We start from the raw sequence: 23454 nt of genomic DNA on the forward strand, positions 1-23454 counted from the left end.
CGTTTGAGCGGCCGGCCCGCTGCTTCGCTCAGGCGTTCGGGTTGGTTTCGCCGCCGCTGCTGCCGTAGGGCGTGTAAGCCAGCCCTTGCAACGATTGCCCGGTGAAGTTCACGCGGGCCAGGTTGTACGAGGTGTCGGCCGCGAGAACAGCGAGGCCGGCTTCAGTGAAGTGCCCCGCGTCGAGCTCGCCGACCCAATAGGCCAGCTGGTCGGGCGCCGGTGCGAAGCCTGCGACGTTGGTGTAGATCAGGTTCACGAACGCGGCGTGCGTATGGCTGGCGCCCAGCTGGTAGTTGATCGCGCCGGTCATCAGGTCTTCGTAGGGCGTGCCTGCGTCGAGGTAGAACAGCCCGACGCCTGCGATGAAGGGGTCCGGCGATGCGCCCTGGCCCAGCACTGCGCCGATGAGTTTGACGCTCAGGCCCGCATTGCCTGCGAAGTCGAAGGCGAACCTGCCGTCGGTGAACTGCAGGCGCTCGACATTCACGAGCGAGTCGTTCACGCCGCCCGCCGTCACTTGTATGCTGTTGCCGTTTGGCGCGATGGTGTACGCAGCGCGGCCCTGCAGGTATTCCACCGTGTCGATCCCGGCGCCACCATTGGCGCTGGCAGTGCCGCTGCTCAGGATGATGTGGTCGGCGTAGCTCGTGCCCGTGACGTTCTCGATGGAGGTCAGCAGGTCGATCGACAGGTTGCGCTCGGAAGGCGTGCCCAGCTCGGTGCGTCCGATCGAGCTGAAAGCGCCGGGCCGCAAGTCGATGTTCGCGCCCAGCGTCAGCGCAGAAAGATCCACGGTGTCGCTGCCGGACGCGTCATCAATGATCTTCAGCGCACGGCCGTCGGCGTCAGTGAATGAATAGGTCGTTGCACCTGCCTGGTAAGCCGCGTCTGCACCGTAGAGCGTCTTGAGCGCCAGCAGGTCGTAGATGCCGTACCAGTCGCGCCCTTCGAGCGCGTAGGTGTACGACATCACCGTGTAGTAGCTGTTGTCCTCTGCCGCTGCGAGATAGTTGCCCGGCTGGGAGGATGAACCGTCGCCCACGTTGTAGTTGCCCGGGTGCTTCAGGCCGAGCGCATGGCCGATTTCGTGGATGAGTGTTTCGTAGCCTTCGCCCCCAGGGGTCAGGTCGTGGTTGGGCGCATAGGTGTAGTCGAACCACAAGTCACCCGACAGGCCGTAGCCCTGTACGCCATCGTCTGCGGTGTTGGGCAGGAAGGTGTAGGCCGCCGAGCCTGCCGCCGACTGGTTGTTCTGGCCCAGGCGAATCTGCCCGATCGTGTCGCCGGTCTCGGTTACCTCCTGGAAGTTGATTCCGAGCTCGGCGCTCAGGTGCGCGAAGATGTCGCGCGTCGCCTGCTTCTGGGCGTTGGTGAAGACCTCGAAGCCGAACGAGCCGGAGATCCCGGTGCTGCTGTCGTTGCCGCCATAGCTGGGCACCGATTTCATGAAGCTGTAGGTGATCGTGTAGCCCTGCGTGCCCAATGGCACGCCGTAGTTCCAGCGAGAGGTCACTGAAAAGTCGCTGGCCGGCGTGCTGTCGAGCAGCACGTCGACCCGGTAGTCGCCGGTGTACGGATAGGCCACCACCGTGCCGGCACTTGCTGTGGTGATCGTGCTGGCGGCAAGCGGTGCGGCGCCGGTGACGGGCGTGCCGGCAATGGTGTCCGCGGTGTCTGGAATTTCGCTCTGACGTTCCAACTGCATCGCGCGCCCTCAATCGAAAAGTTCGGCGGCTGCCCAGGGTGCGGCTGCTGCATCTTTGGCGGATACGGCTGGCGCCTGAGTCAACTCTGCCAGCGGCCACTCGATGGCCAGCTGCGGGTCGTTCCAGGCGACAGCGCGTTCGTGGGCAGGCGCGTAGTAGTCGGTGGTCTTGTACAAAAAGTCGGCATGCTCCGACAGCACGAGGAAGCCATGCGCAAAGCCTGCGGGCACCCACAGTTGCCGCTTGTTGTCGGCAGACAGTTCAACGCCGGCCCATCGGCCCAGGTTTGGCGAACTCTTGCGCAAGTCCACTGCCACATCAAACACACGGCCGCTCGTCACGCGCACCAGCTTGCCCTGGGGCTGGTGCAGCTGGTAATGCAGGCCACGCAAAACGCCTTTGGCGGAGCGCGAATGGTTGTCCTGCACGAAGTCCACATCGATGCCTGTGGCTTGCCGGAACGCTGCGCGGTTGTAGCTCTCGAAGAAAAAGCCGCGTTCATCGCCGAAGACGCGCGGTTCAATCACCAGCACCTCGGGCAGGCGCGTTGGCGTGGCTTTGAGCATCACAGCGCGCCGGTCGCGATGTTCTGCAGGTACGTGCCGTAGCTGCTCTTGGCCAGTGGCTGCGCAAGGGCGAGCAGGCGGTCGCGGTCGATCCAGCCATTGCGCCAGGCGATTTCTTCGGGGCAGGCGACCTTCAGGCCCTGCCGCCGCTCGAGCGTGTGAATGAACTGCGTGGCTTCCAGCATGCTTTCGTGCGTCCCGGTGTCGAGCCACGCGAAGCCGCGGCCCATGGTCTGGACGTTGAGCAGGCCGCGGTCCAGGTAGGCTTGGTTCACGGCGGTGATTTCGAGTTCCCCGCGCGGTGAAGGTTTTACACGTGCAGCGATGTCGCACACATCCGAATCGTAGAAGTACAGCCCCGTGACGGCGTAATGGCTTTGCGGGTGTGCCGGCTTTTCCTCGATGGACAGCGCCTTGCCTGCTGCATCGAGCGTCACCACGCCGTAGCGTTCCGGGTCTTTGACGTGATAGGCGAACACCGTGGCGCCTTCCTGCCGCGCGTCGGCCGCCTGCAGGAGCTTGACCAGGTCGTGGCCGTAAAAAATGTTGTCGCCCAGCACCAGCGCGCAGGGCGAGCCAGCCAGGAATTCGCGGCCAATCAGGAAGGCCTGCGCCAGGCCCTCGGGGCGGGGCTGCACCGCGTACTCGAAGCGCATGCCCCAGGCAGAGCCGTCGCCGAGCAACTGCTCGAACCGGGGGGTGTCTTGCGGCGTGCTGATCACCAGCACCTCGCTGATGCCCGCGAGCATCAGCGCGGCAAGCGGGTAATAAATCATCGGCTTGTCGTACACGGGCAAGAGCTGCTTGGAGATGGCCAGCGTCGCCGGGTGCAGGCGTGTGCCTGCGCCGCCGGCCAGGATGATTCCTTTTCGCTCTGCGCGCTCAATTGACATTCTTTTGTCCCGATTCCACGTTTCGGCGATCCCCTGCCGCCAGCTCGGCCACCACGGCCCGCACGCCATCCTGCCACGGCGGGAGCGCCACCCCGAAGGTGGTGCGCAACTTCGTTGTGTCCAGGCGTGAATTGCCTGGGCGCGGCGCCGCGACGGGATAGTGCGCGGAGCCTATCGCATTCACCCGCTGCGGCGCCGTGACCAGCGTCACACCGCAGGCGATGGCCTCTTCGATGGCCAGCTGCGCATAGGCATGCCAGTTGGTGAAGCCGGCTGCGGCCAGGTGATAGATGCCCGCACGGCTGACCTGCAGCTGACCAATGACATGTGCCGTGACGTCGGCAATGAGCGCAGCGCGTGTGGGTGCGCCCCACTGGTCGGCGACGACGTTGAGCGACTCGCGTTGCGCGGCTGCGCGAAGAATCGACTTCAGGAAGTTCTGGCCCCACGTGTCGAACACCCAGCTGCAGCGCAACACGAGATGCCTCGGGTTGCCCAAGACGATGGCGCGCTCGCCTTCGAGCTTGCCGCGCCCGTACTCGTTGACAGGCCCCGTCGCATCGGTTTCAGCCCACGCGCGCTCGCCGCTGCCGTTGAACACATAGTCGCTCGAGTAGTGCACCAGCCAGGCGCCGATCGCGTTCGATTCGCGCGCCAGCACTTCGCAGGCAAGCGCGTTGATGGCGAATGCGGCTTCCGGTTCGGCCTGCGCCTTGTCTACTGCTGTGTAGGCCGCCGCATTGACGATCACGTCGGGGCGAAGTGCCCGTATGGTTTGGGCAAGCTCTGCGGGGCGGGCCAGGTCGCCGCACAGCGGCGTGCTGCCACGGTGCAATGCAGTGACGTTGCCGACCACGGCAAGGCTGCGGCGCAACTGCCAGCCAACCTGGCCATTTGCTCCGAGCAGCAGGATATTCATGCGACTGGCACGGCGCTCTTGTAGTGCAGCTCAACCCATTGGCGATAGCTGCCGCTGGTGACCGACTCGACCCAGTCTTCGTGATCGAGGTACCACTGGACGGTGGCGCGGATGCCTTGCTCGAATTTCACCGTGGGCTGCCAGCCGAGTTCACTCGCAATTTTCGAGTCGTCAATGGCGTAGCGCCTGTCGTGGCCCGGGCGGTCCTGGACATGGGAGAGCAGCTCGATGTAGCGGCCACCCCCTTTGCGCGGGCGCAGCGCATCAAGCGCGTTGCAGATCGAATCGACCACGGCGAGGTTGGTGCGCTCGGAACGTCCGCCGATGTTGTAGCTCTCGCCGGGTCGGCCGCGTTCCAGCACGGCATTCAATGCCGTGCAATGGTCGTCCACATGCAGCCAGTCGCGCACCTGCCGGCCGTCGCCATAGACGGGCAGCGGCTCGCCGCGCAGGGCGTTGTGGATCATCAGCGGAATGAGCTTTTCGGGGAACTGGCGCGGCCCGTAGTTGTTCGAGCAGTTCGTGGTGAGCGTGGGCAGCCCGAATGTGTGATGCCAGGCGCGCACGAAGTGGTCGGAGGCCGCCTTTGACGCGGAATACGGGCTGTTCGGCTGGAAGCGGTGCTGCTCGGTAAAGCCGGCGTCATGCGGGTCGAGCGAGCCGTAAACCTCATCGGTGGAGACATGGACGAACCTGAACTCCGACGCATCGGCCGGGCTGAGCTTGCGCCACCATGCGTGCACGGTTTCAAGAAGTTTCAGTGTGCCCAGGACGTTGGTCTGCGCAAAAGCCAGCGGCGCGCTGATGGAGCGGTCAACATGGCTTTCTGCCGCGAAATTGATGATGGCGCGCGGCCGGTGCCGGGTCAAAATCTGCTCGACAAGCGCCGAATCCCCAATATCGCCCCGGATAAAGGTATAACCCTCGTTGGCGGCGACGGCGGCCAGGTTGCCAGGGTGACCCGCGTAGGTCAGCAGGTCCAGGTTGACCACCGGTTCACGGCTGGTGTTCAGCCATCCCAGCACAAAGGCCGAACCGATGAAGCCGCACCCGCCAGTCACTAGAATCATGTGTTTCCCTGTTTTGGCGTAGCTTGAATTGATCGCTCCGATTGTAAGTGCCTCCTCTTCGCACCAAGCCTTGCGCCGTGGGCGCATCGCCGTGTCCATTGTGAGTCACGGGCACACGGCAATGGTGCAGGATTTGCTGCGCGAGCTGTGCGATGGGCATGGCGGCTGGATCGAGCACGTCATCGTCACGCACAACATCCCCGAGCCCACGCTGCAGGAGCCGGCCGAGGGCTGGCCCTTCCGTTTCACCGAGCTGTTCAATGACCGGCCCGCCGGCTTCGGCGCCAACCACAACGGCGCGTTCGAACACTGCTTCTCCGAATTTTTCTGCGTGCTCAACCCCGACGTGGAGCTCGCCGGCCCTGAGTTGTGGCGCTCGCTCGTCGCGGCAGCCTGCGAGCCTGGAACGGGCCTGGCTTACCCCGTGCTCCTCAACCCCGATGGCAGCCTGCAAGACAACGAGCGCGAGGCTGTCACGCCCATTGCCTTGCTGCGCCGGCGCCTGCTCAAGCAGCCGCAACGCGGCATCGACTGGGTCAGCGCCGCGTTCTGGCTTGTTCCCGCACAGAACTACCGGCGCCTTGGCGGTTTCGACGAGCGCTTCTTCATGTATTGCGAAGACACCGACTTCTGCCTTCGCCTGCGCATCGCGGGCCTCGGACTCAGGCGCGTCGAGGTGGCAGTGGTGCACCAGGCCATGCGAGGCAGTGGCCGTGAAGTGCGTCACCTGGCCTGGCACCTGCGCAGCCTGTGGCGGCTGTGGACCGGCCCGGTGTTGCGCCGCTACCTCGCGGATGTGACGGCCAGCTAGCCCACTGGGGGCCCTGCGGCGCAGTTGCTGCCGAATGCGAGCGAATGTCGGCCAAATGCCGCGACAATAGCGCGGCATGTTGTTCCTGCTGATCCTTTCCTGTGCGAGCTCCTTCGTGGCCTGCGCACTGCTCATCCGCTACGGAAAATCGCATTCGCAGCGCTATGGCGACCAGGTCCAGCGCTTCCATTGGGGCCATGTTCCGCGCGTGGGCGGTGTCGGCATGATGGCCGGCTGCACGGTCGGCTGGGCCTGGATGGTCATCTCCGACCGTCTGCACCTGCTCAACCAGCTTCGCATTCCCACTGAAACGGCCGCCATCTTGTGGTCCGTGGCGCTGCTCACGGTGACTGCCGGCGCCATTGAAGACCTCACGCAGCGCCTGCGGGCTGTCTACCGGCTGCTGCTCACCACGGGAGCGGCGATTCTCGCGGTGTGGCTGCTGGGCCTGAGCGTGCCCCGGCTCGGGCTGCCGGGCGTCGATGCCTTGCTGGCCATGTACCCATGGGCCGGCGCCGCGTTTGCGGTGTTTGCCATCTGCGGGCTGCCACATGCATTCAACCTGATCGATGGCTATAACGGCCTGGCCGGTACCGTTGCGCTCGTGTGCTGCTTTGCGCTCGCTTATGTAGCCGTGCAGGTCGGAGACAGGCAACTCGCCGCCACCATCCTGGTGCTGGCCGGGTGCACTGCGGGTTTCCTGGTGTGGAACTACCCGCGCGGCTTGCTCTTTGCCGGTGACGGTGGGGCATACCTGTGGGGCGTCGTGATGGCGATTGGCTCCATCCAGCTTGTCATGCGCCATCCGCAGGTGTCGCCGTGGTTCCCGCTCGTGCTGCTGCTCTACCCGGTGTGGGAGACGATGTTCTCCATCTACCGCAAAGCGGCGCGCGGCATCTCGCCGGGCGTGGCCGATGCGCTGCATTTCCACCAGCTGATTTACCGGCGGATCGTGCGCCGCGTGTTCGACGACGACGAGGCACGCCGCATGCTCATACGCAACAACCGCACGTCGCCCTACCTGTGGGGCTTTGCGGTGCTCACCGTGACACCGGCTGTCCTGTTCTGGAACAACACGCTCGTGCTTCAGATCTGTGCGTTGGCCTTTGTGACGGGCTATGTGTGGGCCTACACCAGCATCATCCGGTTCAAAGTCCCCAAATGGCTTCGCCGCTAGCAGTGGGTCCGTCACGCCCAACGCCCAACGCCGGACGCTCAACCTAGAATTCTTCCATGACCGACTTGCTCAACATCGCTCCGCGTGACAAGGCAGAGATCCTTGCACAAGCCCTGCCGTACATCCGCCGTTTCCACGGCAAGACGCTGGTCATCAAATACGGCGGCAACGCCATGACCGACCCCGAGCTGCAGGCAGACTTTGCCGAAGACGTCGTGCTGCTCAAGCTGGTCGGCATGAACCCGGTCGTTGTGCATGGCGGCGGGCCGCAGATCGAGTCGGCGCTCACCAAGCTGGGCAAGAAGGGCGAGTTCATCCAGGGCATGCGCGTGACCGACGCCGAGACCATGGAAGTCGTCGAATGGGTGCTTGCAGGTGAAGTCCAGCAGGACATCGTCGGCCTCATCAACCAGGCGGGCGGAAAGGCTGTGGGGCTGACAGGCCGCGACGGCGGCCTCATCCGCGCGCAAAAACTCAAGATGGTGGACAACCAGGACCCGAGCAAGGAACACGATGTGGGCCAAGTCGGCGACATCGTCAGCATCGACCCGTCCGTCGTGAAGGCGCTGCAGGACGACCAGTTCATCCCGGTCATCTCGCCGATCGGCTTTGGCGAAAACAACGAGAGCTACAACATCAACGCCGACGTCGTCGCGAGCAAGCTCGCCACCGTGCTCAAGGCCGAAAAGCTGATGCTGCTGACGAACACGGCAGGCGTGCTCGACAAGGACGGCAAGCTGCTCACGAACCTTTCGGCGCGTGAAATCGACGAGCTGTTTGCCGACGGCACGATCTCCGGCGGCATGCTGCCCAAGATCGCAGGCGCGCTGGATGCGGCCAAGAGCGGCGTCAATGCGGTGCACATCATCGATGGCCGCGTGCCGCATGCCATGCTGCTTGAAATCCTGACCGATCAGGCCTACGGCACGATGATCCGAAGCCATTGATGGCCTGCCCCACAAGGGGGCGCAGCCCGTGGTCTGGCAGTGCCAGTTCCGCAGCCACCCACTGAAAGAATCGTCGATGAAAATTACTGTGATTGGAACCGGATACGTTGGACTGGTCAGTGGTGCGTGTCTGGCCGATGTCGGCAACGACGTGCTTTGTTTCGACACCGACGAGGGCAAAGTCCAGGGGCTGCGCAACGGGCACATCCACATCTTCGAGCCGGGCCTCAAGGAGATCGTCGAGCGCAATATCCAGGCAGGGCGGCTGTCGTTCACGACTGACGCGAAGGAAGCCACCGAGTTCGGCCTGCTGCAGTTCATCGCCGTCGGCACGCCCCCCGGTGAAGACGGCTCCGCCGACTTGCAATACGTGCTCGCTGCGGCGCGCGCCATTGGCCAGCACATGACCGACTACCGCGTGGTGGTTGATAAAAGCACTGTGCCGGTCGGCACGGGCGACAAGGTCACGGCCGCCATCGCGCAGGAGCTCGCCAGGCGCGACGCGAAGATTGATTTCGCGGTGGTCTCCAACCCGGAGTTCCTCAAGGAAGGCGCCGCCGTTGAAGACTTCATGCGGCCGGACCGCGTGGTGGTCGGCACTGACGACGATCACGCCATCACGATCATGCGCGAGCTGTACGCGCCCTTCCAGCGCAATCGTGACCGCTTCGTGCTGATGGACCGGCGCAGCGCCGAGCTGACCAAGTACGCGGCCAATGCCATGCTTGCCACGCGTATCAGCTTCATCAACGAACTCGCCAATCTTGCCGAGCGCCTGGGCGCGGACATCGAGTCGATCCGCAAGGGTATTGGCTCCGACCCGCGCATCGGCTACGACTTTCTCTATGCGGGCTGTGGCTACGGCGGCTCGTGCTTCCCCAAGGACGTGCAGGCGCTGCTGAAGACGGCGCGCGACGATGCCGGCATGGACCTGCATGTGCTCGCTGCCGTCGAGCAGGCCAACCACCACCAAAAGCGCGTGCTGCCCGCCAAGATCCGCGCGCGCTTTGGCGAGCAGCTTGCCGGCAGAAAATTTGCGCTGTGGGGCCTGGCCTTCAAGTCAAACACGGACGACATGCGTGAAGCGCCAAGCCTGGCGATGGTGGAGGCACTGGTCGGCGCGGGCGCGCAAGTCGTGGCGTATGACCCCGCCGCGATGGAAACGGCCCAGCGCGCCATCGGCGTGAAGCCGGGTCTCACGTATGCCGACAATGCCATGGCTGCGCTGCCGGGCGCCGATGCGCTCGTCATCGTCACGGAGTGGAAAGAATTCCGCAGCCCCGATTTCGATGCGATTGCTGCCGCGTTGAAGGCACCCGTCATCTTCGATGGCCGCAACCTGTACGACCCTGCGCTGCTGCGCGGCCGCGGCTTTGAATATCACGCCATCGGCCGATGAAGGTCCTGGTCACCGGCGCGGCCGGCTTCATCGGAATGCATGTGTGCGAGCGCCTGCTCGCGCGCGGCGACGAAGTGACCGGGCTGGACAACCTCAACGACTACTACGACCCCACGCTCAAGCAAGACCGCGTGGAGCGGCTGGCGTCCCACGCGAATTTCCGTTTCGAAGCCGTTGACATTGCTGACCAGGCGCCGCTTGACGCGCTGTTTGCCGCAGGCAGCTTCGATCGCGTCGTGCACCTGGCCGCGCAGGCGGGTGTGCGCTATTCATTGCGCAATCCGCAGGTTTATGTGCAGAGCAACCTGGTGGGTTTCGCGAACATCCTGGAGGCATGCCGCCACGCACGCATCGCCCACCTGGTGTACGCGAGCAGCTCGAGCGTGTACGGCGGCAACGTCAAGCAGCCCTTCGCGGAGACTGACCCTGTCGATCATCCGGTGAGCCTCTACGCAGCGACTAAAAAGTCCAACGAGCTCTCGGCGCATGTTTACAGCCACCTCTTCGGCCTGCCGACGACGGGCTTGCGCTTTTTCACCGTCTATGGTCCCTGGGGCCGGCCCGACATGGCGTGCTCGCTGTTTGCCAAAGCCATCATGGAAGGCGTGCCCATCGACGTCTTCAACCAGGGGCAGATGTCGCGCGACTTCACCTACATTGACGATGTGACCGAGGCCGTCGTGCGCGTGCTCGACAAGGCGCCCACTGCTGACGACGCCAACGACACCCGGAACAACGCGCCAAGTGCAGCGCCTGCGCGCATCTTCAACATAGGCAACCGCACGCCCGTGCCGCTGATGGAATTCATCGCAACGCTGGAGCAACAACTCGGCCGCACCGCCCGGAAAAACCTGTTGCCCATGCAGGCCGGTGACGTCGCCAGCACCTGCGCCGACACATCCGCCATCGAGGCCTGGGTCGGTTTTCAGCCAGCGACGCCGCTCGAAGATGGACTCAAGCAGTTCACCGACTGGTTTGTGGCGTATTACGGCAAGCGCTTCGCCCGGTCATGACGCCGACGCTGGGCGCCCTGTTCGCGCGGCGCAGCAACAACTTCAACCTCATCCGCCTGCTGGCTGCGCTGGTGGTCATCTATGCGCATGCCCCGGCCATCACGGGCTTCGCGCCACCGGAGCCATTCGCGCAGTTCACTGGCCACTACACCGGCGCCCTGGCCATCGACGTCTTCTTCCTGCTCAGTGGCTTTCTCGTGACGGGCAGTGCAATGAGCGATCGCGGGCTGCGCTACTTCATGGCGTCGCGGCTGCTGCGCATCTATCCGGCGCTGGTGGTGTGCTGCTTGCTCACCGTGCTGGCGCTAGGCCCTGCGCTTTCGGCGTCGACGCACTACTGGTCGCTCGAGACATGGGACTACTTCTGGAACAACGCGACCGCGTGGCGCGCGCAGTACGACTTGCCGGGGGTGTTTGCAAGCCATCCGCAGCAGGCGGTGAATGGCTCGCTCTGGTCGCTGCCGCTTGAAGTGAGGCTGTATCTCGCAGTGCTCGCGGCTGCGCTGCTGGGCTTGCTGCGCAGCCGCGCGTGGTTCAACGCGCTGGCGGTGATGGCGGTGGCCGTCGGCTACTACCTGCACGCGAGTGTCGGTGCGGACTCGCCCTACAAATATCACCTGCACTCATCGCTGATGTTCATGCTCGGCTCGCTCGCGTGGATGAATCGCGACCGGGTTCCTGTGAGCTGGCGCATCCTTGTGGCGCTGGTGGTGGCCACGCTGCTGGTGCGCAACACGCCGGCATTCACCGTACTGTTTGAAGTGCTGTTGCCCTACGCCGTCTTCACGCTGGCTTTTGCGCCGGGCCTGGACGGCTTCAACCGCGTGGGTGACTACTCGTATGGCGTGTATCTGTACGGCTGGCCGGCACAGCAACTGGCGCTGGTCGCGATGGGTGGCGACTCCAGCAACGCCATGAACACGCTACTGGGGGCAGCGATGGCCCTGCTCGTGGCGATCGCCTCGTGGCACTTGGTCGAAAAACCGGCGCTCGCGCTCAAGCGCCGGTTTGCTCCCGCCACGCCGCATCGTCGATCGCCCCCAGGAGAGGACCCACCGGCGTGCGCGGAACGTTCTGGACATCGAACTGGATGAATGTCAGCAGCATCTGGATGCCCAGGATCAGCGGCAGTGCGGCGAGCATCACGGTGCCAGCGGAAGCCGTCGTCCCCAGCGTCATCAGGTGCGTCCATTTGAAGCTGCCAAAGAGCAGGCCGAAGGCGGTGAGGACGAGGCCCATCGGCAGCAGCAGTGAGCCGAGCGAGAAGTCGCGCAGGTAATACATGTAGATCACGCGCTTGGCCAGGTTGCGCAGGTTGCCCAGCAGGAACGGCCCGATCACACGCTTGATCGACAGCGAAGATTCTTCATGCGGATACTCGGCGCGCATCGGCACATCGAGCACCACGGCGCGCAAGGTGCCGAGGCGAAACAGCAAGTCGGATTCGAAGAAGTAGCGCGTCGCGATCTTGTCCATGCGCAGGCGTGCGACCAGCCGTGCGTCGATGGCGGTGTAGCCATTTGTCGGGTCAACCACATGCCAGTAACCGCTGGACAACTTGGTCAGGAACGACAGCATCAGGTTGCCGAAGAGACGAACGCCCGGCATTTCCGAGAGGCTTTCGGGGTCGAAGAAGCGATTGCCCTTCGTGTAGTCGGCCAGGCCTTGCTGGATGGGCGTGATGAACTGCGGGATGCGCGATGGCGGCATCTGCCCGTCACCGTCGATCTTCACCATGATGGCTGCGCCGGCGGCGAGCGCCGCGCGATAGCCCGCCATCACGGCAGCGCCCACACCGCCATTGACCGGCAGGCGCACGACCTGCACACGCGGGTCGCGGCACTGCGCCTGGACGTAGTCACCTGTGTTCTCGGGGCACGCGTCGTCGACCACCCACACCTGTGCGACCTCGGGCGGAATCGCCTCGATCACGCCCAGCACGTGCTTGCGCACCTTGTAGCAGGGGATGACCACGGCGATAGGTCCGTCGGCGTTGGGAGAAGCGGGCATGGTTGAGTCGGCAGGCGCGGTTGGAGTCGCGGGTCATTCTAGGGGACGGCTCTTGCGCCTTGCGGCACTGAACACGAACCGCTTGCTCAGCCAGTAAGTCAGGCCGATGCAGCTGATGTCAGCGACGAATTTGGCAAGCGGGACGAACTCGATCAGCTGCAGCATGCCGGCCAGCAGCGCCGACGACAGCGGGATGTTGAACGCAACGAGCGCCGCATACAGCACGGCCTGCCTGCGCGCATCGCCTTCAGTGGCCACCGGGAACGTGTATTTGCGATGAACGAGAAATGCGAACGTGCCTGCGATGACTTTGCCGACGATGTTGGCCGGCAGCGGCGTGATGTCAAACGCATGCAGCAGGATGAGGAAGCTGCCCATGTCGATCGCATAGCCAGCCAGCTGCACGCCGAGGTAGAAGGCGAACTTCAGCGCCGCCTGTTTCACGCCCGACGACCACTGATAATTGCGCCACCGCAAACTGAACACTTCACCATATGTTTCCTGCACGAGACCGAGTTGCCGCCTGCCTGCGAATCTGCGCCGATCATAGCGGGCGGTGCCGTTGAACACCGTGCACGAAGCGTGGCGTTACGTGAGGTGGGGCGCGCTTGCGCTGCTGCTGGCAGCCGTGGTCCTCACGGTGCGGGGCCTGCCGCAGATCGGCTGGCCCGTCACTGGCCCCGCGAATCCTTTGTACGTGTGGGCCGCTGTCATGGCGGTGTCGCTGTTCGCGATAGTGGCAACCGGTTTGCGTCCTGCCGTGGTAGCCGCTGCGCTGGCCGCCGTGTTCGCCGTTGCGGCTGGCCAGGCAGGCGCGGTGCTGGCTGTGCTGTTGTTCGTCGCCGCGTCCGTGGTGGTGGGTGGCTACCTGCTTCGCGCGCTCGGCGCACCGCAGCTTGCGCAGGGATTTGTATTTGCATTCGTCACGGGTGCGGGCTCGCTGGGTACGGCTTCGGGCCTGCTTGCGCACTGGCCGGTGAACTACCCCGGTGTGTATGGCCTGGCCCTTGCCCTCACACTCGTTCTTGACCGCAGGCGCTGCGTGGGCTGGTTCCACGCAGCGCGCGACTTCCTTCGCGGTGGTGGTCCGCGCGCTACGGTGGCCCAGCGCGTGCTTGAAGCCGCGATCGTCACGGCAGCACTGGTCCACTACGCGGTTGCCTTCGCACCGGAGATCGGCTCTGACGCGCTCGCGGTACACCTGTTCATCGCCGAGCGGATGCGAACCGGCCACATGTGGAACTTCGACGTCGACACTTATGTGTGGGCCGTGATGCCCGCGCTGGTCGACTGGATCTACGCCATCGTCGACATGCTCGGTGGCGAGGTGGCGGCGCGCCTGGTCAACGTCACCTTCGTGCTCGTGCTGGCGCGCATGGTGCGCGACCTGGTGCTGTGGGCGGGCGGCTCGTCCGGCGGCGCCCGTTGGGCCGTCTTGCTCTTCCTGGTCACGCCGCTGACGTTCACTGAAAGCCACACGCTGTTCATCGAAGCCGGCTGGTCGGCGTTCATGGTCGCTGGCACGTTCGCCGTGCTCAAGTTGCTCGACAGCAAGCCCGGTGACGATGATCCGGATGCCCGGGGGCTGTTGCCTGCAGCCGGGCTGTTGCTGGGCTTGGCCCTGGCTGCCAAAGCTGTCACGCTCTCCCTGCTGCCGGCGCTTGCAATCGTGATGCTCGCGCGGCGTTCCACCTGGTTCGGGCGCGCGCACAACGGCACGCTCGCAAAGGCACTGCTGATCGGCATCGTCATCGGCGGCATTCCATACCTGACGGCATGGGTGATCACGGCCAACCCCGTCTTCCCGTTTTTCAACGGCGTTTTCAAGTCGCCGCTGTTTCCGCCAGAGAACTTCGAGCCGCCACCCTTCGAGCGCTACCTGCGCTGGGACACGCTCTATCGCATGCTGGTCGAATCAGCGCGCTACCTGGAGGCCAAGCCCGGCGCCTCGGGCTTCCAGTGGCTGCTGTTGCTGGTGCCCTGCGCCATCGCGGCCGTTGCCGTGAAGGCCACCCGCTGGCGCAGTAGCGTCTTGCTGGTGGTTGGCATCGGTGGTGTCGCAACGGTGTTCCAGCAGACCGCGTACCTGCGCTACATCTTTCCTTGCGTTGTCGTGCTGATGGCCGTGGTGGGCGTCGGCCTCACGCACCTGATGGAACGCGCCTGGAGCGGCGCGCTGTGGGCTGGTGCGGCGACTGCTGCGGTGGCGCTCAACATCGCGTACTTCCACAGCGGCGCCGCCTACCTCGACCTTCCCTGGCGGGCCATGCTGTCGCAGACCGCACGCACGGAACTGCTCGAAGGCCGCAGGCCCGAGCGCCTGCTGGCGCAGTCGATCAACGCCCTCAACGCGCCTGCGTCACCCGTGATGTGGATCGCGTATCTCGGCGCGGCGGGCCTGCGCTCGGATGCGCTCTATGCCCAGTGGTACAACCACAAATTTGCTGCCGAGTTCCTTGCTGCCACTACTGAAGACAAGATGCTCGAGCTGATCGGCCGGCGCGGCGTGGAGTTCGTCGTGTTCGACTCGCAGGTCCGGGTGGACAGTGCGCCCGCCCTGCTCAAAGTCACCGACGAGGTGGCGAACATCGGCGGCGTGTCGCTGCGGCGTGTGAAGTCGGGCCTGCGCTACCTGAAAGAGATGGCGGTGAGCCCCGACTTCCATAACGCTGCGGCGTGGGGCCTGACACCCGGCGCGACGATCGACTCCGCCGGCCTGAGACTCTCCGCCAACTCGGGTGCGTACCAGAAGATCGCAGTGGTTCCCGGGCGCAAGTACCTCAACTCCGTGTCGGTGCGCTGCGATGCGCCAGACACCACGGGCCGCCTGCAGATCAACTGGGTCGATGCCTCGCAAAAGATCCTCACGACCTCGGCCAAGACCTACGTATGCGGCCCGAACTGGAGCGTGAACGAGCAGGAGGTGACCGCGCCATCGGGAGCTGTGTATGGCATGCTCTACGCGTGGGGCCAGGCGGGCGGCCCGCTGACCGTACGAATGAATTCCCTGAAGGGCACGCCGTAGTAACAAGGGCTAGCAACAAGGGCACTGGAGACACTCGATGCGCCTTCTTCTGGTGGAAGACGACGTGATGCTGGCAAGCGGCATCAAGCTGGGCTTGACTGACGCGGGCTACGCTGTCGATTGGGTCGGCAGCGCCGAACGTGCAGAAGAGGTCCTGCGCAATGAGACCTTCGACGCCGCCATCATCGATATCGGCTTGCCGGACATGGACGGCCTGGAGCTCACCCGGCGCGTGCGCCGGCCCGAGATGAAGTGCCCCGATCTGCCCCTGCTGATCCTCACGGCGCGCGACGCCCTGCAAGACCGCGTGCGCGGGCTCGATCTTGGCGCCGACGACTACATGATCAAGCCCTACGAGCTGCCCGAACTGCTGGCGCGGCTGCGCGCGTTGCTGCGCCGGTCGCAAGCCGCAACAACCGCCGTGTTGTCCTTCGGCCCCATCGAACTTGACACGGCCCAGCGGCAAGCCAGCGCCAGGCGCGACGGACACTCGACACCGCTGGATGTCGGCCCGCGTGAATGGACAGTGCTCGAATACCTCCTGATCAACGCGCCCAAGCCCGCCAGCAAAGACAAGCTGCTGCAGGCGCTCACAGGCTGGGACAAGGAAATAACGCCCAACGCCGTCGAGGTGTATATCTCGCGGCTGCGCAGCAAACTGGAGCCGTATGGCGTCACGCTACGGTCCATTCGCGGATTCGGCTATCGACTCGAACTGGCGCAGGCAGCTGGCCAGTGAATCTGCGAAGCGTGACGTCCGGGCTGCGCACGCGGCTGCTGATGATGCTGATTCCGCCGGTGGTGGCGCTCGCGCTGCTCAGCGCATGGCTTGACTACCGCGCCGCCGCCAGTGTGGCGCTCGAACAGGACCAGCGGCTCGCCGCGCTGGTGCCGCTGCTGGCCGACTCATTGCTCTCGCCAGGCAACCGCCAGACGGACTCCCCGGTGTTCTTGCTGGCGCCGGCTATTGCCAGATTCCTGGAGTCGCCCGCCACCTCGAGCATTGCCATCATCGATGAGTCGGGCAGGCTCGTGCATGGCGAGGAATGGCTTGTCGGGCAGGCGCCAGACACCACCGAAGCCGTCTTCGAAAACGCGGAACACGACGGCGTCACGTGGCGAATTGTCCGGCAGCGCCAGGCGTCGGTGCTTGGCAACGTCGTCATTGTCCTGGCGGACGCATCCGACCCGCGCCAGCAATGGGGGCGCAATATCGTCCTGAAGGCGCTGCTGCCCAACCTCGTGCTGGCTGCGCTGGCAGTGTTTGCGGTGCGCTGGACCGTGCAGCGCGCGCTCAAGCCCTTGCTGGACCTGCGCGACGCGCTGGAGCGGCGATCGCCACGCGACCTCACGGCGTTTGACGCACGTGGGTCACCGGATGAGGTGCGGCCGCTGGTCGAGTCGCTGAACCGGCTGCTCGGCCTGGTCAATGCGCAGGCCGAGAGCCAGCGGCGCTTCATTGGCGACGCCGCGCACCAGTTGCGCACGCCGCTGGCCAGCCTGCAAGCCCAGGTCGAGGCATGGGCGCAGGCTGCTGACTCACAGACGCCGCCGCGGCAGACGATCGAGCTGCCGACGCAGCAGGTGCACAAGCTGCAAAACGCGACAAGGCGCACGTCCCAGCTGGCAAGCCAGTTGCTGGCGTTGTCGCGCGCCGACGCACACGCCATCGCGGCCCAGCCAATGCGGCCCGTCGAGCTCAAGGAGCTCTGCGCGTCGCTGCTCGAAGTCCACCTCGACGCGGCGGCGGCCAAGCAGATCGACCTCGGGCTCGACGCAGAGCCCGTGCAGGCCTGGGGCCATGAATGGCTGCTGCGCGAGCTGCTCGCCAACCTTGTCGACAACGCGGTGAAATACACGCCGCCTCGCGGCACCGTCACGATCCGTTGCGGGCAACGCGACGGCCGGCCCTTCCTGGAAGTCGAAGATGACGGCCCCGGCGTGCCGCCGGATCAACGCGCGCAGGTCACGCAACGCTTTTACCGGATGAGCGGGACGCAGGGCGAAGGCAACGGCCTGGGCCTTGCCATTGCCGATGAGATCGCACGCGCGCACGGGGGCCAGCTGGAGCTGGATTCGGGTGCGCACGGGCGCGGCCTCAAGGTGACGCTGTTGCTCGCGGGGTAAGCACCTACTCAGCCCCCCACCGAGAAAACCCCTAGGATGGCCTGTGCGAGAATTTGCAGGACACACTTACTTTCAATCCATGGCCGAAGCCCAGCAGTTACCGCCCAGCCCAGACGCTCCCGCTGAGCCCGAGGCCTCCACGCCGGCGCGCAAGCGCCCCAAGCCGGGCGAGCGCCGCGTTCAGATCCTGCAGGCACTCGCCACCATGCTCGAGCAACCCGGTGCCGAACGCATCACGACGGCAGCGCTCGCTGCCAGGCTCGACGTGAGCGAAGCCGCCCTGTACCGCCATTTCGCCAGCAAGGCCCAGATGTTCGAGGGCCTGATCGAATTCATCGAGCAAAGCGTGTTCAGCCTGGTCAACCAGATCGCCGAGCGCGAGGCCGCAGGCAACGCCCAGGCCGCCAAGACCGTGGCGATGCTGCTGCAGTTCGCCGAGAAGAACCCGGGCATGACGCGGGTGATGGTCGGTGACGCGCTGGTGTTCGAGAACGAACGCCTGCAGCAGCGCATGAACCAGTTCTTCGACAAGATCGAGTCGACCCTCAAGCAGAGCCTGCGCACCGCAGCCGACGGTGAAGGCTCGGCCACGCCCAGCGTGGACGCGCAAGTTCGGGCGTCATTGTTGACGGCCTTTGTGGTGGGCCGGCTGCAGCGTTTTGCACGCTCGGGTTTCCGCCGCGCACCGTCTGAACACCTGGAAGCGTCGCTCGCCCGGATGCTCTAGCGCCAACGGGTTCCCAGTTGCTGCGCATCACTGTCGCAGGTGCCGATGTCGATTTGCATCCCAGCGGCGCCGCTTACCTTCCCGCCCACCAGAGCCTGCTCATTGCTGACGCGCATTTCGGCAAGGCGGTGAGCTTTCGCAAACTCGGCGTGCCGGTGCCCAGCGGCACGACGAGCGAGAACCTCGATGTGCTCTCGTCCCTGCTTGATTCAACGCAGGCACGGCGCATTGTTTTCCTGGGCGACTTCCTGCACGCAAAGCGCTCGCATGCACCGGGCACGCTCGACAACATTGCGCAATGGCGCGAGCGCCACCGCGACATCGCACTGACGCTGGTGCGCGGCAACCACGACGACCGCGCTGGCGACCCGCCGGCGTCGCTCGCCTTCGACGTTGTTGATGAGCCGCTGATGCTGGGGCCGTTCGCCCTGTGCCACCACCCGCAACCCGTGGCGGGCGCGTATGTCATGGCAGGCCATTGGCACCCCTGTATCAGCGTGACGGGCCGCGCGTTCGAGCGGCTGCGGCTCGCGTGCTTCTGGTTCGGCGACGACAGCGGTGCGTTGCCGGCTCATGCTGTTGGCGTGTTGCCCGCTTTCGGCAGCTTCACGGGCATGCACCGTATCGAGCCACGCGCGGGCGACCGGATATTTCCGGTGGCGGGTGATGTCGTGCGTGCGATTCCTGCCTTGCCGCTGGGCTGACCTGATGCGTGGACTGGCTATCATCCGTGGTCCGTTTTGGACAAGCGCGAAGAATCTGAGGTCATCAATGGCGGTCGTGACGTGAAAAATGTGGATCGGTGCGACGCCTGCAACGGCGCCCTGACAGCCGGGCTCGAGACGTGGCACTTTGTGTGTGGCACTTGCGGCCTCGAGCACTCCACGCTGCAGCCGCAGATCAACGAGATCGAATCCATCGATGAAGCGGAGCGTGAAAAGGCGCTCAAGCCGATCCGCGTTCACAACTTCGGCGTCTTGCTCGATTGGCTCAGGGGCCGCACGGCCAGGCCCGCGCAGGCCGGTGCAAAGCCCCGCTTGCTCGATGTCGGTTGCGCGCACGGATGGTTTCTTGAGCAGGCCGCAGCGCACTACGACGTCCTGGGGCTGGAGCCGGACGCCGCAATTGCCAAGCGTGCGCTGGCACGCCATCTTCCCGTGCGCAATGGCTACTTTCCGCAAGCGCTGCAGGCGCAGGAGCAGTTCGACGTCATCGTGTTCAACGACGTGCTCGAACACATCCCCGGCGTGACGAACATCCTGAAAGAGTGCGCGGCGCGCCTGCCGGCCGATGGCGTCGTGGTGGTCAATGCGCCCGACAGCCGCGGATTCTTTTACCGCCTGTCGCGGGTGTTCACCCGGGCCGGCCGACAAGCTTCATTCGAGCGCATGTGGCAGGTCGGCATGCCGTCGCCGCACCTGTATTACTTCAACACGAAGTCGATGCACCGGATTGCCGCGGCGTCTGGCTTCAAGGTGGTGGCCGAGCGTGCACTGCCATCCATCGTGGCCAAGGGCCTCTACGACCGGATCAACTACGCGGGCAATGTGTCAAAGCTGCGTTCTGCCGTCATGACTGCCGGCATCCTGGCGCTGTTGCCGTTCATGAAGCTGTTGCCCTCCGACATCACCGTGTGGGTGCTTGCGAAGCAGGCCGACTGAGCGCTGCTTCACGCCGCGACAGTCACGCCCACCTTGCGGCCGGCCTCCACAATTTCGCCCCACGTTGAGTCGTCCACCGCGATGCCATCACGCTCGCGGCTGGCACGTGCCTCGCGCTCCGGCTCGCCGGCGATGCGCACTTTGTCGGAGCCTGGCGCGGGCGGGCTTTGACGCAGCCAGTCCACGAACGCAGCGGCTTCCTGCTCGAATGCCTGCTGCGTGCCCAGCTTCGCCGGGTCGATCAGCACGACGAGCATGCCGTTGATGACCGAACGCTTCGCATCCGCCGTGCGGTGCCAGGTGCCGCTGCCCGTGAGTGCACCGCCGAGCAGCTCGCAAGCCACGGCCATGCCGTAGCCCTTGTGTTCACCGAACGCCATCAGCGCGCCGAACAGGCCGTTCGATTGCGGCACGACGACCACGCCCGGGTCCGTGGTCGGGTTGCCGAATTCGTCGATCAGGTAGCCCTCTTCCACGCGGCGGCCCTCGTTGTGCGCGACGCGCATCTTTCCCTGTGCAACGCGGCTGGTTGCGAAGTCGAGCACGAACGGATCGCGGCCTTGCATCGGGATGCCGATGCAGCAGGGGTTGGTTCCGTAGCGTCCGTCCGCACCCCCATACGGCGCGACGACCGGGCGCGACAGCACGTTGACGAAGTGCATGGCCACCAGCCCGCGCGAGACCGCCATCTCCGCGAAGTGCCCGATGCGCCCGAGGTGATGCGCCTGCGACAGCGCCATGATGCAACTGCCCGTTTGCTGGGCGCGTGCAATGCCCAGCTCCATCGCTTCCTCGCCCACGACCTGGCCGTAGCCGCGCTGGGCGTCGATGGTGAGCATGCTGCCCACGTCGAGCAGCACCTTCGCGCTCGCGTTGGGTTTCAGCCCGCCTTCCAGCACAGCATCGACATAGCGCGGCAGCATGCCGATGCCGTGCGAGTCGTGCCCGCTGAGGTTGGCGTACACGAGGTTGTCGCTCACACGCTTCGCTTCAGCTTCGCTGCTTCCTGCGCCGCGCAAGACGGCGCTGGTGCTCTCACGCAAGTCGCTCGCCTGAAAAATCTTCGTCATTCGATTTCCCTTACATCGTTGCACCGACTTGCCACGGCACGAATTCGTTCTGGCCGTAGCCATGCAGCTCGCTCTTGGTGCGCGCGCCTGAGGCCGCTGCCAGCACCATCTCAAAAATGCGTTGGCCCATCTCCTGCACGGTGGCCTGCCCGTCGATCACTTCGCCGCAGTTGATGTCCATGTCCTCTTCCTGCCGCTGCCACAGCGCCGAATTGGTCGCGAGCTTGAGCGAAGGCGAGGGCGCGCAGCCGTAGGCAGAGCCGCGGCCCGTGGTGAAGCAGATCACGTTCGCGCCGCCCGCAACCTGGCCCGTCGCACTCACGGGGTCGTAGCCGGGCGTGTCCATGTAAACGAAGCCATGCGCCGTCACAGGCTCTGCGTATTCGTACACCGCTTGCAGATTGGTCGTGCCGCCTTTGGCCACCGCGCCCAGCGATTTTTCGAGGATGGTCGTGAGCCCGCCCGCCTTGTTTCCTGGCGATGGGTTGTTGTTCATCTCGCCCTCGTTCACCTCGGTGTAGTGCTCCCACCATTTGATGCGCGCGATGAGCTTGTCGCCGACTTCGCGATTCACCGCGCGCCGCGTCAACAGGTGTTCCGCGCCGTAAATTTCCGGCGTTTCAGAAAGAATCGCCGTGCCACCATGCGCCACCAGCAGATCGACAGCTGCACCAAGCGCCGGGTTCGCACTGATGCCCGAGTAGCCATCCGAGCCACCGCATTGCAAACCAATGGTGATGTGCGAAGCGCTGCATGGCTCGCGCTTCACGTCGTTCGCCTGCGGCAGCATCGCCTTGATGAGCGCGATGCCTTTCTCCACGGTCTTGCGTGTACCGCCGGTGTCCTGGATGTTGAAGACCTTGAGCGTCTCGCCTTCACGCAAGCTCGAATGCGCGAGCCACGCATTGATCTGGTTTGACTCGCACCCCAACCCCACCACCAGCACGCCCCAGAAGTTCGCATGCGTTGCGTAGCCTGCCAGCGTGCGCTCCAGGATCTGCATGCCGAGCCCTTCGGTGTCCATGCCGCAGCCGGTGCCGTGCGTGAGCGCCACCACACCATCGACATTCGGGAATTCCGCGAGCGCTTCGGGATGGTTCTGCCGCGAGAAGTAATCGGCAATCGCGCGCGCCGCCGTCGCCGAACAGTTCACGCTCGACAGGATGCCGATGTAGTTGCGCGTGGCCACACGGCCGTCCGCGCGCTTGATGCCCATGAACGTCGCTTCGCGCTTCGCTGGTGCGGCCTTCACATCCGCGCCAAAAGCGTAGTCACGCTCGAAATTGCCCATCTCCAGGTTATGCGTGTGAACGTGTTCGCCGGGCGCGATAGGTTTGCTCGCAAAGCCGATGATCTGGTTGTAGCGCCGCACGGGCTCGCCAGCGGCAATGGCGCGTGTGGCGATCTTGTGGCCGGCGGGGATGAGTCCTTTGACGATGATGTCTTCGACGGTCGTGCCGCCTACGAGCTGCCTGCGTGCGATGAGCACGTCGTCGGCGGGGTGGAGTCGGATGAATGGTGTCATGAGAGGGGCGTCATGATTGGTTGGCGCGGCGCCAGCTTGCAGAAAAGCGCGCGTGTGATTTGTCCATGTGTTGTTGCATCGCGGCGCGTGCCGCCTCGGGGTCGTGATCGCGAATGGCGGTGAGCACCTGTTGATGCTCACCGATGGCCTTGCGCCACGACGGCACCGACTCGAAGTGGTCGCCCAGCCGCTCGAACAGCGGGCCGCGGCGCGCGCCCCAGAACGTCTGCACGGTTTCGAGCAGCACCACATTGCCGCAGGCCTGAGCGATGGCGGTGTGAAACGCCCTGTCGCCAGCCAGTGGGGCCACGCCGCGTTGCGAGTCGTCTTCCATCAGCTGTATCGCAGCGGCGATCGCGTCCATGTCCTTTCGCTTGGCTTGCGTGGCAGCCAGGGCGGCGATCTCGCCTTCGACCACGCGGCGGGCCCGGATCAGCTCCAGCGGCCCCCATTCGGCCTCGGGCACTTTGACGCGCGAGCGCGACCGCGCCGCGCGGTCCAGCACATACACGCCCGAGCCCGTGCGCACTTCCACCCAGCCTTCCACTTCGAGCGCAATGAGTGCCTCACGCACGGAAGGCCGGCTCACACCGAGCTGCTTGGCCAGGTCACGCTCCGCAGGCAGGCGTGCACCCGGCTTGAATTCGCCCGACGTCATCAGCGCGCGCAGCTGCCCGGCGATCTGCCGGTAAAGGCGCTGCGGTTCGACGGTCTTGATCGGCATGGCGTGTGTGGTGAAAGGCGCGCAGAAGGCGGGTTTAGCCGGATGCGTTTTGCAACGGCACCATGCATCCTAATTGGCCTGACC

General features: G+C 64.9%; 22 protein-coding genes. 12 read left to right on the top strand and 10 right to left on the bottom strand.

Features of this window, described 5'->3' with window-relative positions; all coding sequences use genetic code 11:
* Positions 1-28: 28 nt before the first annotated feature.
* Genes GHT07_RS08125 through rfbB form a run of 5 tightly spaced genes read right to left on the bottom strand, consistent with a single transcriptional unit; the run spans position 29 to position 5154 of the window.
* Positions 29-1705 (bottom strand): M10 family metallopeptidase C-terminal domain-containing protein, encoded by a 1677-nt coding sequence (locus GHT07_RS08125; RefSeq protein ID WP_153584562.1) that lies wholly within the window; start codon positions 1703-1705, stop codon positions 29-31.
* Between the two features lie 9 nt (positions 1706-1714).
* Complete coding sequence (gene rfbC, locus GHT07_RS08130) at positions 1715-2275, bottom strand: dTDP-4-dehydrorhamnose 3,5-epimerase (protein WP_407646600.1); 561 nt, start codon at positions 2273-2275, stop codon at positions 1715-1717.
* A complete protein-coding gene (gene rfbA / locus GHT07_RS08135) occupies positions 2272-3165 on the bottom strand; it encodes a glucose-1-phosphate thymidylyltransferase RfbA (protein WP_153584564.1) in 894 nt (297 codons plus the stop codon). Before rfbA ends, rfbC begins: the two co-directional genes overlap by 4 nt.
* Positions 3155-4084: a dTDP-4-dehydrorhamnose reductase gene (gene rfbD / locus GHT07_RS08140; RefSeq protein WP_153584565.1), complete on the bottom strand. Its 930-nt coding sequence runs from the start codon at positions 4082-4084 to the stop codon at positions 3155-3157. The genes rfbA and rfbD overlap by 11 nt, the downstream gene beginning before the upstream one ends.
* Positions 4081-5154: a dTDP-glucose 4,6-dehydratase gene (rfbB, locus tag GHT07_RS08145; protein ID WP_153584566.1), complete on the bottom strand. Its 1074-nt coding sequence runs from the start codon at positions 5152-5154 to the stop codon at positions 4081-4083. The genes rfbD and rfbB overlap by 4 nt, the downstream gene beginning before the upstream one ends.
* Before the next feature lie 91 nt (positions 5155-5245).
* Here rfbB and GHT07_RS08150 point away from each other — a divergent pair, with 91 nt between their 5' ends.
* From GHT07_RS08150 to GHT07_RS08175, 6 genes are all read left to right on the top strand, one after another.
* On the top strand, positions 5246-5965 hold the full coding sequence (locus GHT07_RS08150) for a glycosyltransferase family 2 protein (RefSeq protein WP_194792880.1): 720 nt from the start codon (positions 5246-5248) through the stop codon (positions 5963-5965).
* A 76-nt stretch (positions 5966-6041) separates the two neighbouring features.
* Complete coding sequence (locus tag GHT07_RS08155; protein ID WP_153584568.1) at positions 6042-7142, top strand: glycosyltransferase family 4 protein; 1101 nt, start codon at positions 6042-6044, stop codon at positions 7140-7142.
* A 56-nt stretch (positions 7143-7198) separates the two neighbouring features.
* Complete coding sequence (gene argB, locus GHT07_RS08160) at positions 7199-8089, top strand: acetylglutamate kinase (protein ID WP_153584569.1); 891 nt, start codon at positions 7199-7201, stop codon at positions 8087-8089.
* A 76-nt stretch (positions 8090-8165) separates the two neighbouring features.
* Positions 8166-9488 carry a UDP-glucose dehydrogenase family protein gene (locus GHT07_RS08165; protein ID WP_153584570.1) on the top strand — a complete coding sequence of 441 codons (1323 nt, stop codon included), beginning with the start codon at positions 8166-8168 and terminating at the stop codon, positions 9486-9488.
* Positions 9485-10501, top strand: a complete 1017-nt coding sequence (locus GHT07_RS08170; protein WP_153584571.1) for an NAD-dependent epimerase — start codon at positions 9485-9487, stop codon at positions 10499-10501. The genes GHT07_RS08165 and GHT07_RS08170 overlap by 4 nt, the downstream gene beginning before the upstream one ends.
* On the top strand, positions 10498-11595 hold the full coding sequence (locus GHT07_RS08175) for an acyltransferase family protein (RefSeq protein WP_153584572.1): 1098 nt from the start codon (positions 10498-10500) through the stop codon (positions 11593-11595). The genes GHT07_RS08170 and GHT07_RS08175 overlap by 4 nt, the downstream gene beginning before the upstream one ends.
* On the opposite strand, the gene GHT07_RS08180 is transcribed toward GHT07_RS08175, so the two are convergent.
* Positions 11498-12511, bottom strand: a complete 1014-nt coding sequence (locus tag GHT07_RS08180; RefSeq protein ID WP_153584573.1) for a glycosyltransferase — start codon at positions 12509-12511, stop codon at positions 11498-11500. The two genes, GHT07_RS08175 and GHT07_RS08180, sit on opposite strands and share 98 nt — an antisense overlap.
* Before the next feature lie 33 nt (positions 12512-12544).
* Positions 12545-12955, bottom strand: coding sequence for a GtrA family protein (locus GHT07_RS08185; protein WP_153584574.1), 411 nt, complete (start codon positions 12953-12955; stop codon positions 12545-12547).
* A gap of 112 nt (positions 12956-13067) precedes the next feature.
* Between GHT07_RS08185 and GHT07_RS08190 the strand changes: the two genes are divergently transcribed.
* The 6 genes from GHT07_RS08190 (at position 13068) to GHT07_RS08215 (ending at position 20051) form a co-directional block, all read left to right on the top strand.
* Positions 13068-15536 carry a hypothetical protein gene (locus tag GHT07_RS08190; RefSeq protein WP_153584575.1) on the top strand — a complete coding sequence of 823 codons (2469 nt, stop codon included), beginning with the start codon at positions 13068-13070 and terminating at the stop codon, positions 15534-15536.
* Between the two features lie 37 nt (positions 15537-15573).
* Complete coding sequence (locus tag GHT07_RS08195; RefSeq protein WP_153584576.1) at positions 15574-16275, top strand: response regulator; 702 nt, start codon at positions 15574-15576, stop codon at positions 16273-16275.
* 11 nt (positions 16276-16286) lie between these two features.
* Positions 16287-17663, top strand: coding sequence for a sensor histidine kinase (locus GHT07_RS08200; RefSeq protein ID WP_323740843.1), 1377 nt, complete (start codon positions 16287-16289; stop codon positions 17661-17663).
* Positions 17664-17742: 79 nt separating this feature from the next.
* Entirely contained in the window at positions 17743-18390 is a 648-nt protein-coding gene (gene slmA / locus GHT07_RS08205) for a nucleoid occlusion factor SlmA (protein WP_153584577.1), read from the top strand.
* 17 nt (positions 18391-18407) lie between these two features.
* Positions 18408-19094, top strand: coding sequence for a ligase-associated DNA damage response endonuclease PdeM (gene pdeM / locus GHT07_RS08210; protein WP_153584578.1), 687 nt, complete (start codon positions 18408-18410; stop codon positions 19092-19094).
* Positions 19095-19175: 81 nt separating this feature from the next.
* Entirely contained in the window at positions 19176-20051 is an 876-nt protein-coding gene (locus GHT07_RS08215; RefSeq protein WP_194792881.1) for a class I SAM-dependent methyltransferase, read from the top strand.
* Between the two features lie 8 nt (positions 20052-20059).
* Here the strand turns inward: GHT07_RS08215 and GHT07_RS08220 are convergent, their stop codons facing one another.
* The 3 genes from GHT07_RS08220 to GHT07_RS08230 are packed head-to-tail and all read right to left on the bottom strand — an operon-like array spanning position 20060 to position 23370.
* The gene (locus tag GHT07_RS08220) at positions 20060-21121 is read right to left on the bottom strand and encodes a malate/lactate/ureidoglycolate dehydrogenase (protein WP_153584580.1); all 1062 of its coding nucleotides are present in this window, start codon (positions 21119-21121) and stop codon (positions 20060-20062) included.
* A gap of 10 nt (positions 21122-21131) precedes the next feature.
* Positions 21132-22646 (bottom strand): UxaA family hydrolase, encoded by a 1515-nt coding sequence (locus tag GHT07_RS08225; protein ID WP_153584581.1) that lies wholly within the window; start codon positions 22644-22646, stop codon positions 21132-21134.
* 10 nt (positions 22647-22656) lie between these two features.
* Positions 22657-23370 carry a FadR/GntR family transcriptional regulator gene (locus GHT07_RS08230; RefSeq protein ID WP_153584582.1) on the bottom strand — a complete coding sequence of 238 codons (714 nt, stop codon included), beginning with the start codon at positions 23368-23370 and terminating at the stop codon, positions 22657-22659.
* Between the last annotated feature and the right edge of the window lie 84 nt (positions 23371-23454).

This window comes from Caenimonas koreensis DSM 17982 (genome assembly GCF_009646335.1).
In the GTDB taxonomy this organism is placed as follows: Bacteria; Pseudomonadota; Gammaproteobacteria; order Burkholderiales; family Burkholderiaceae_C; genus Ramlibacter; species Ramlibacter koreensis.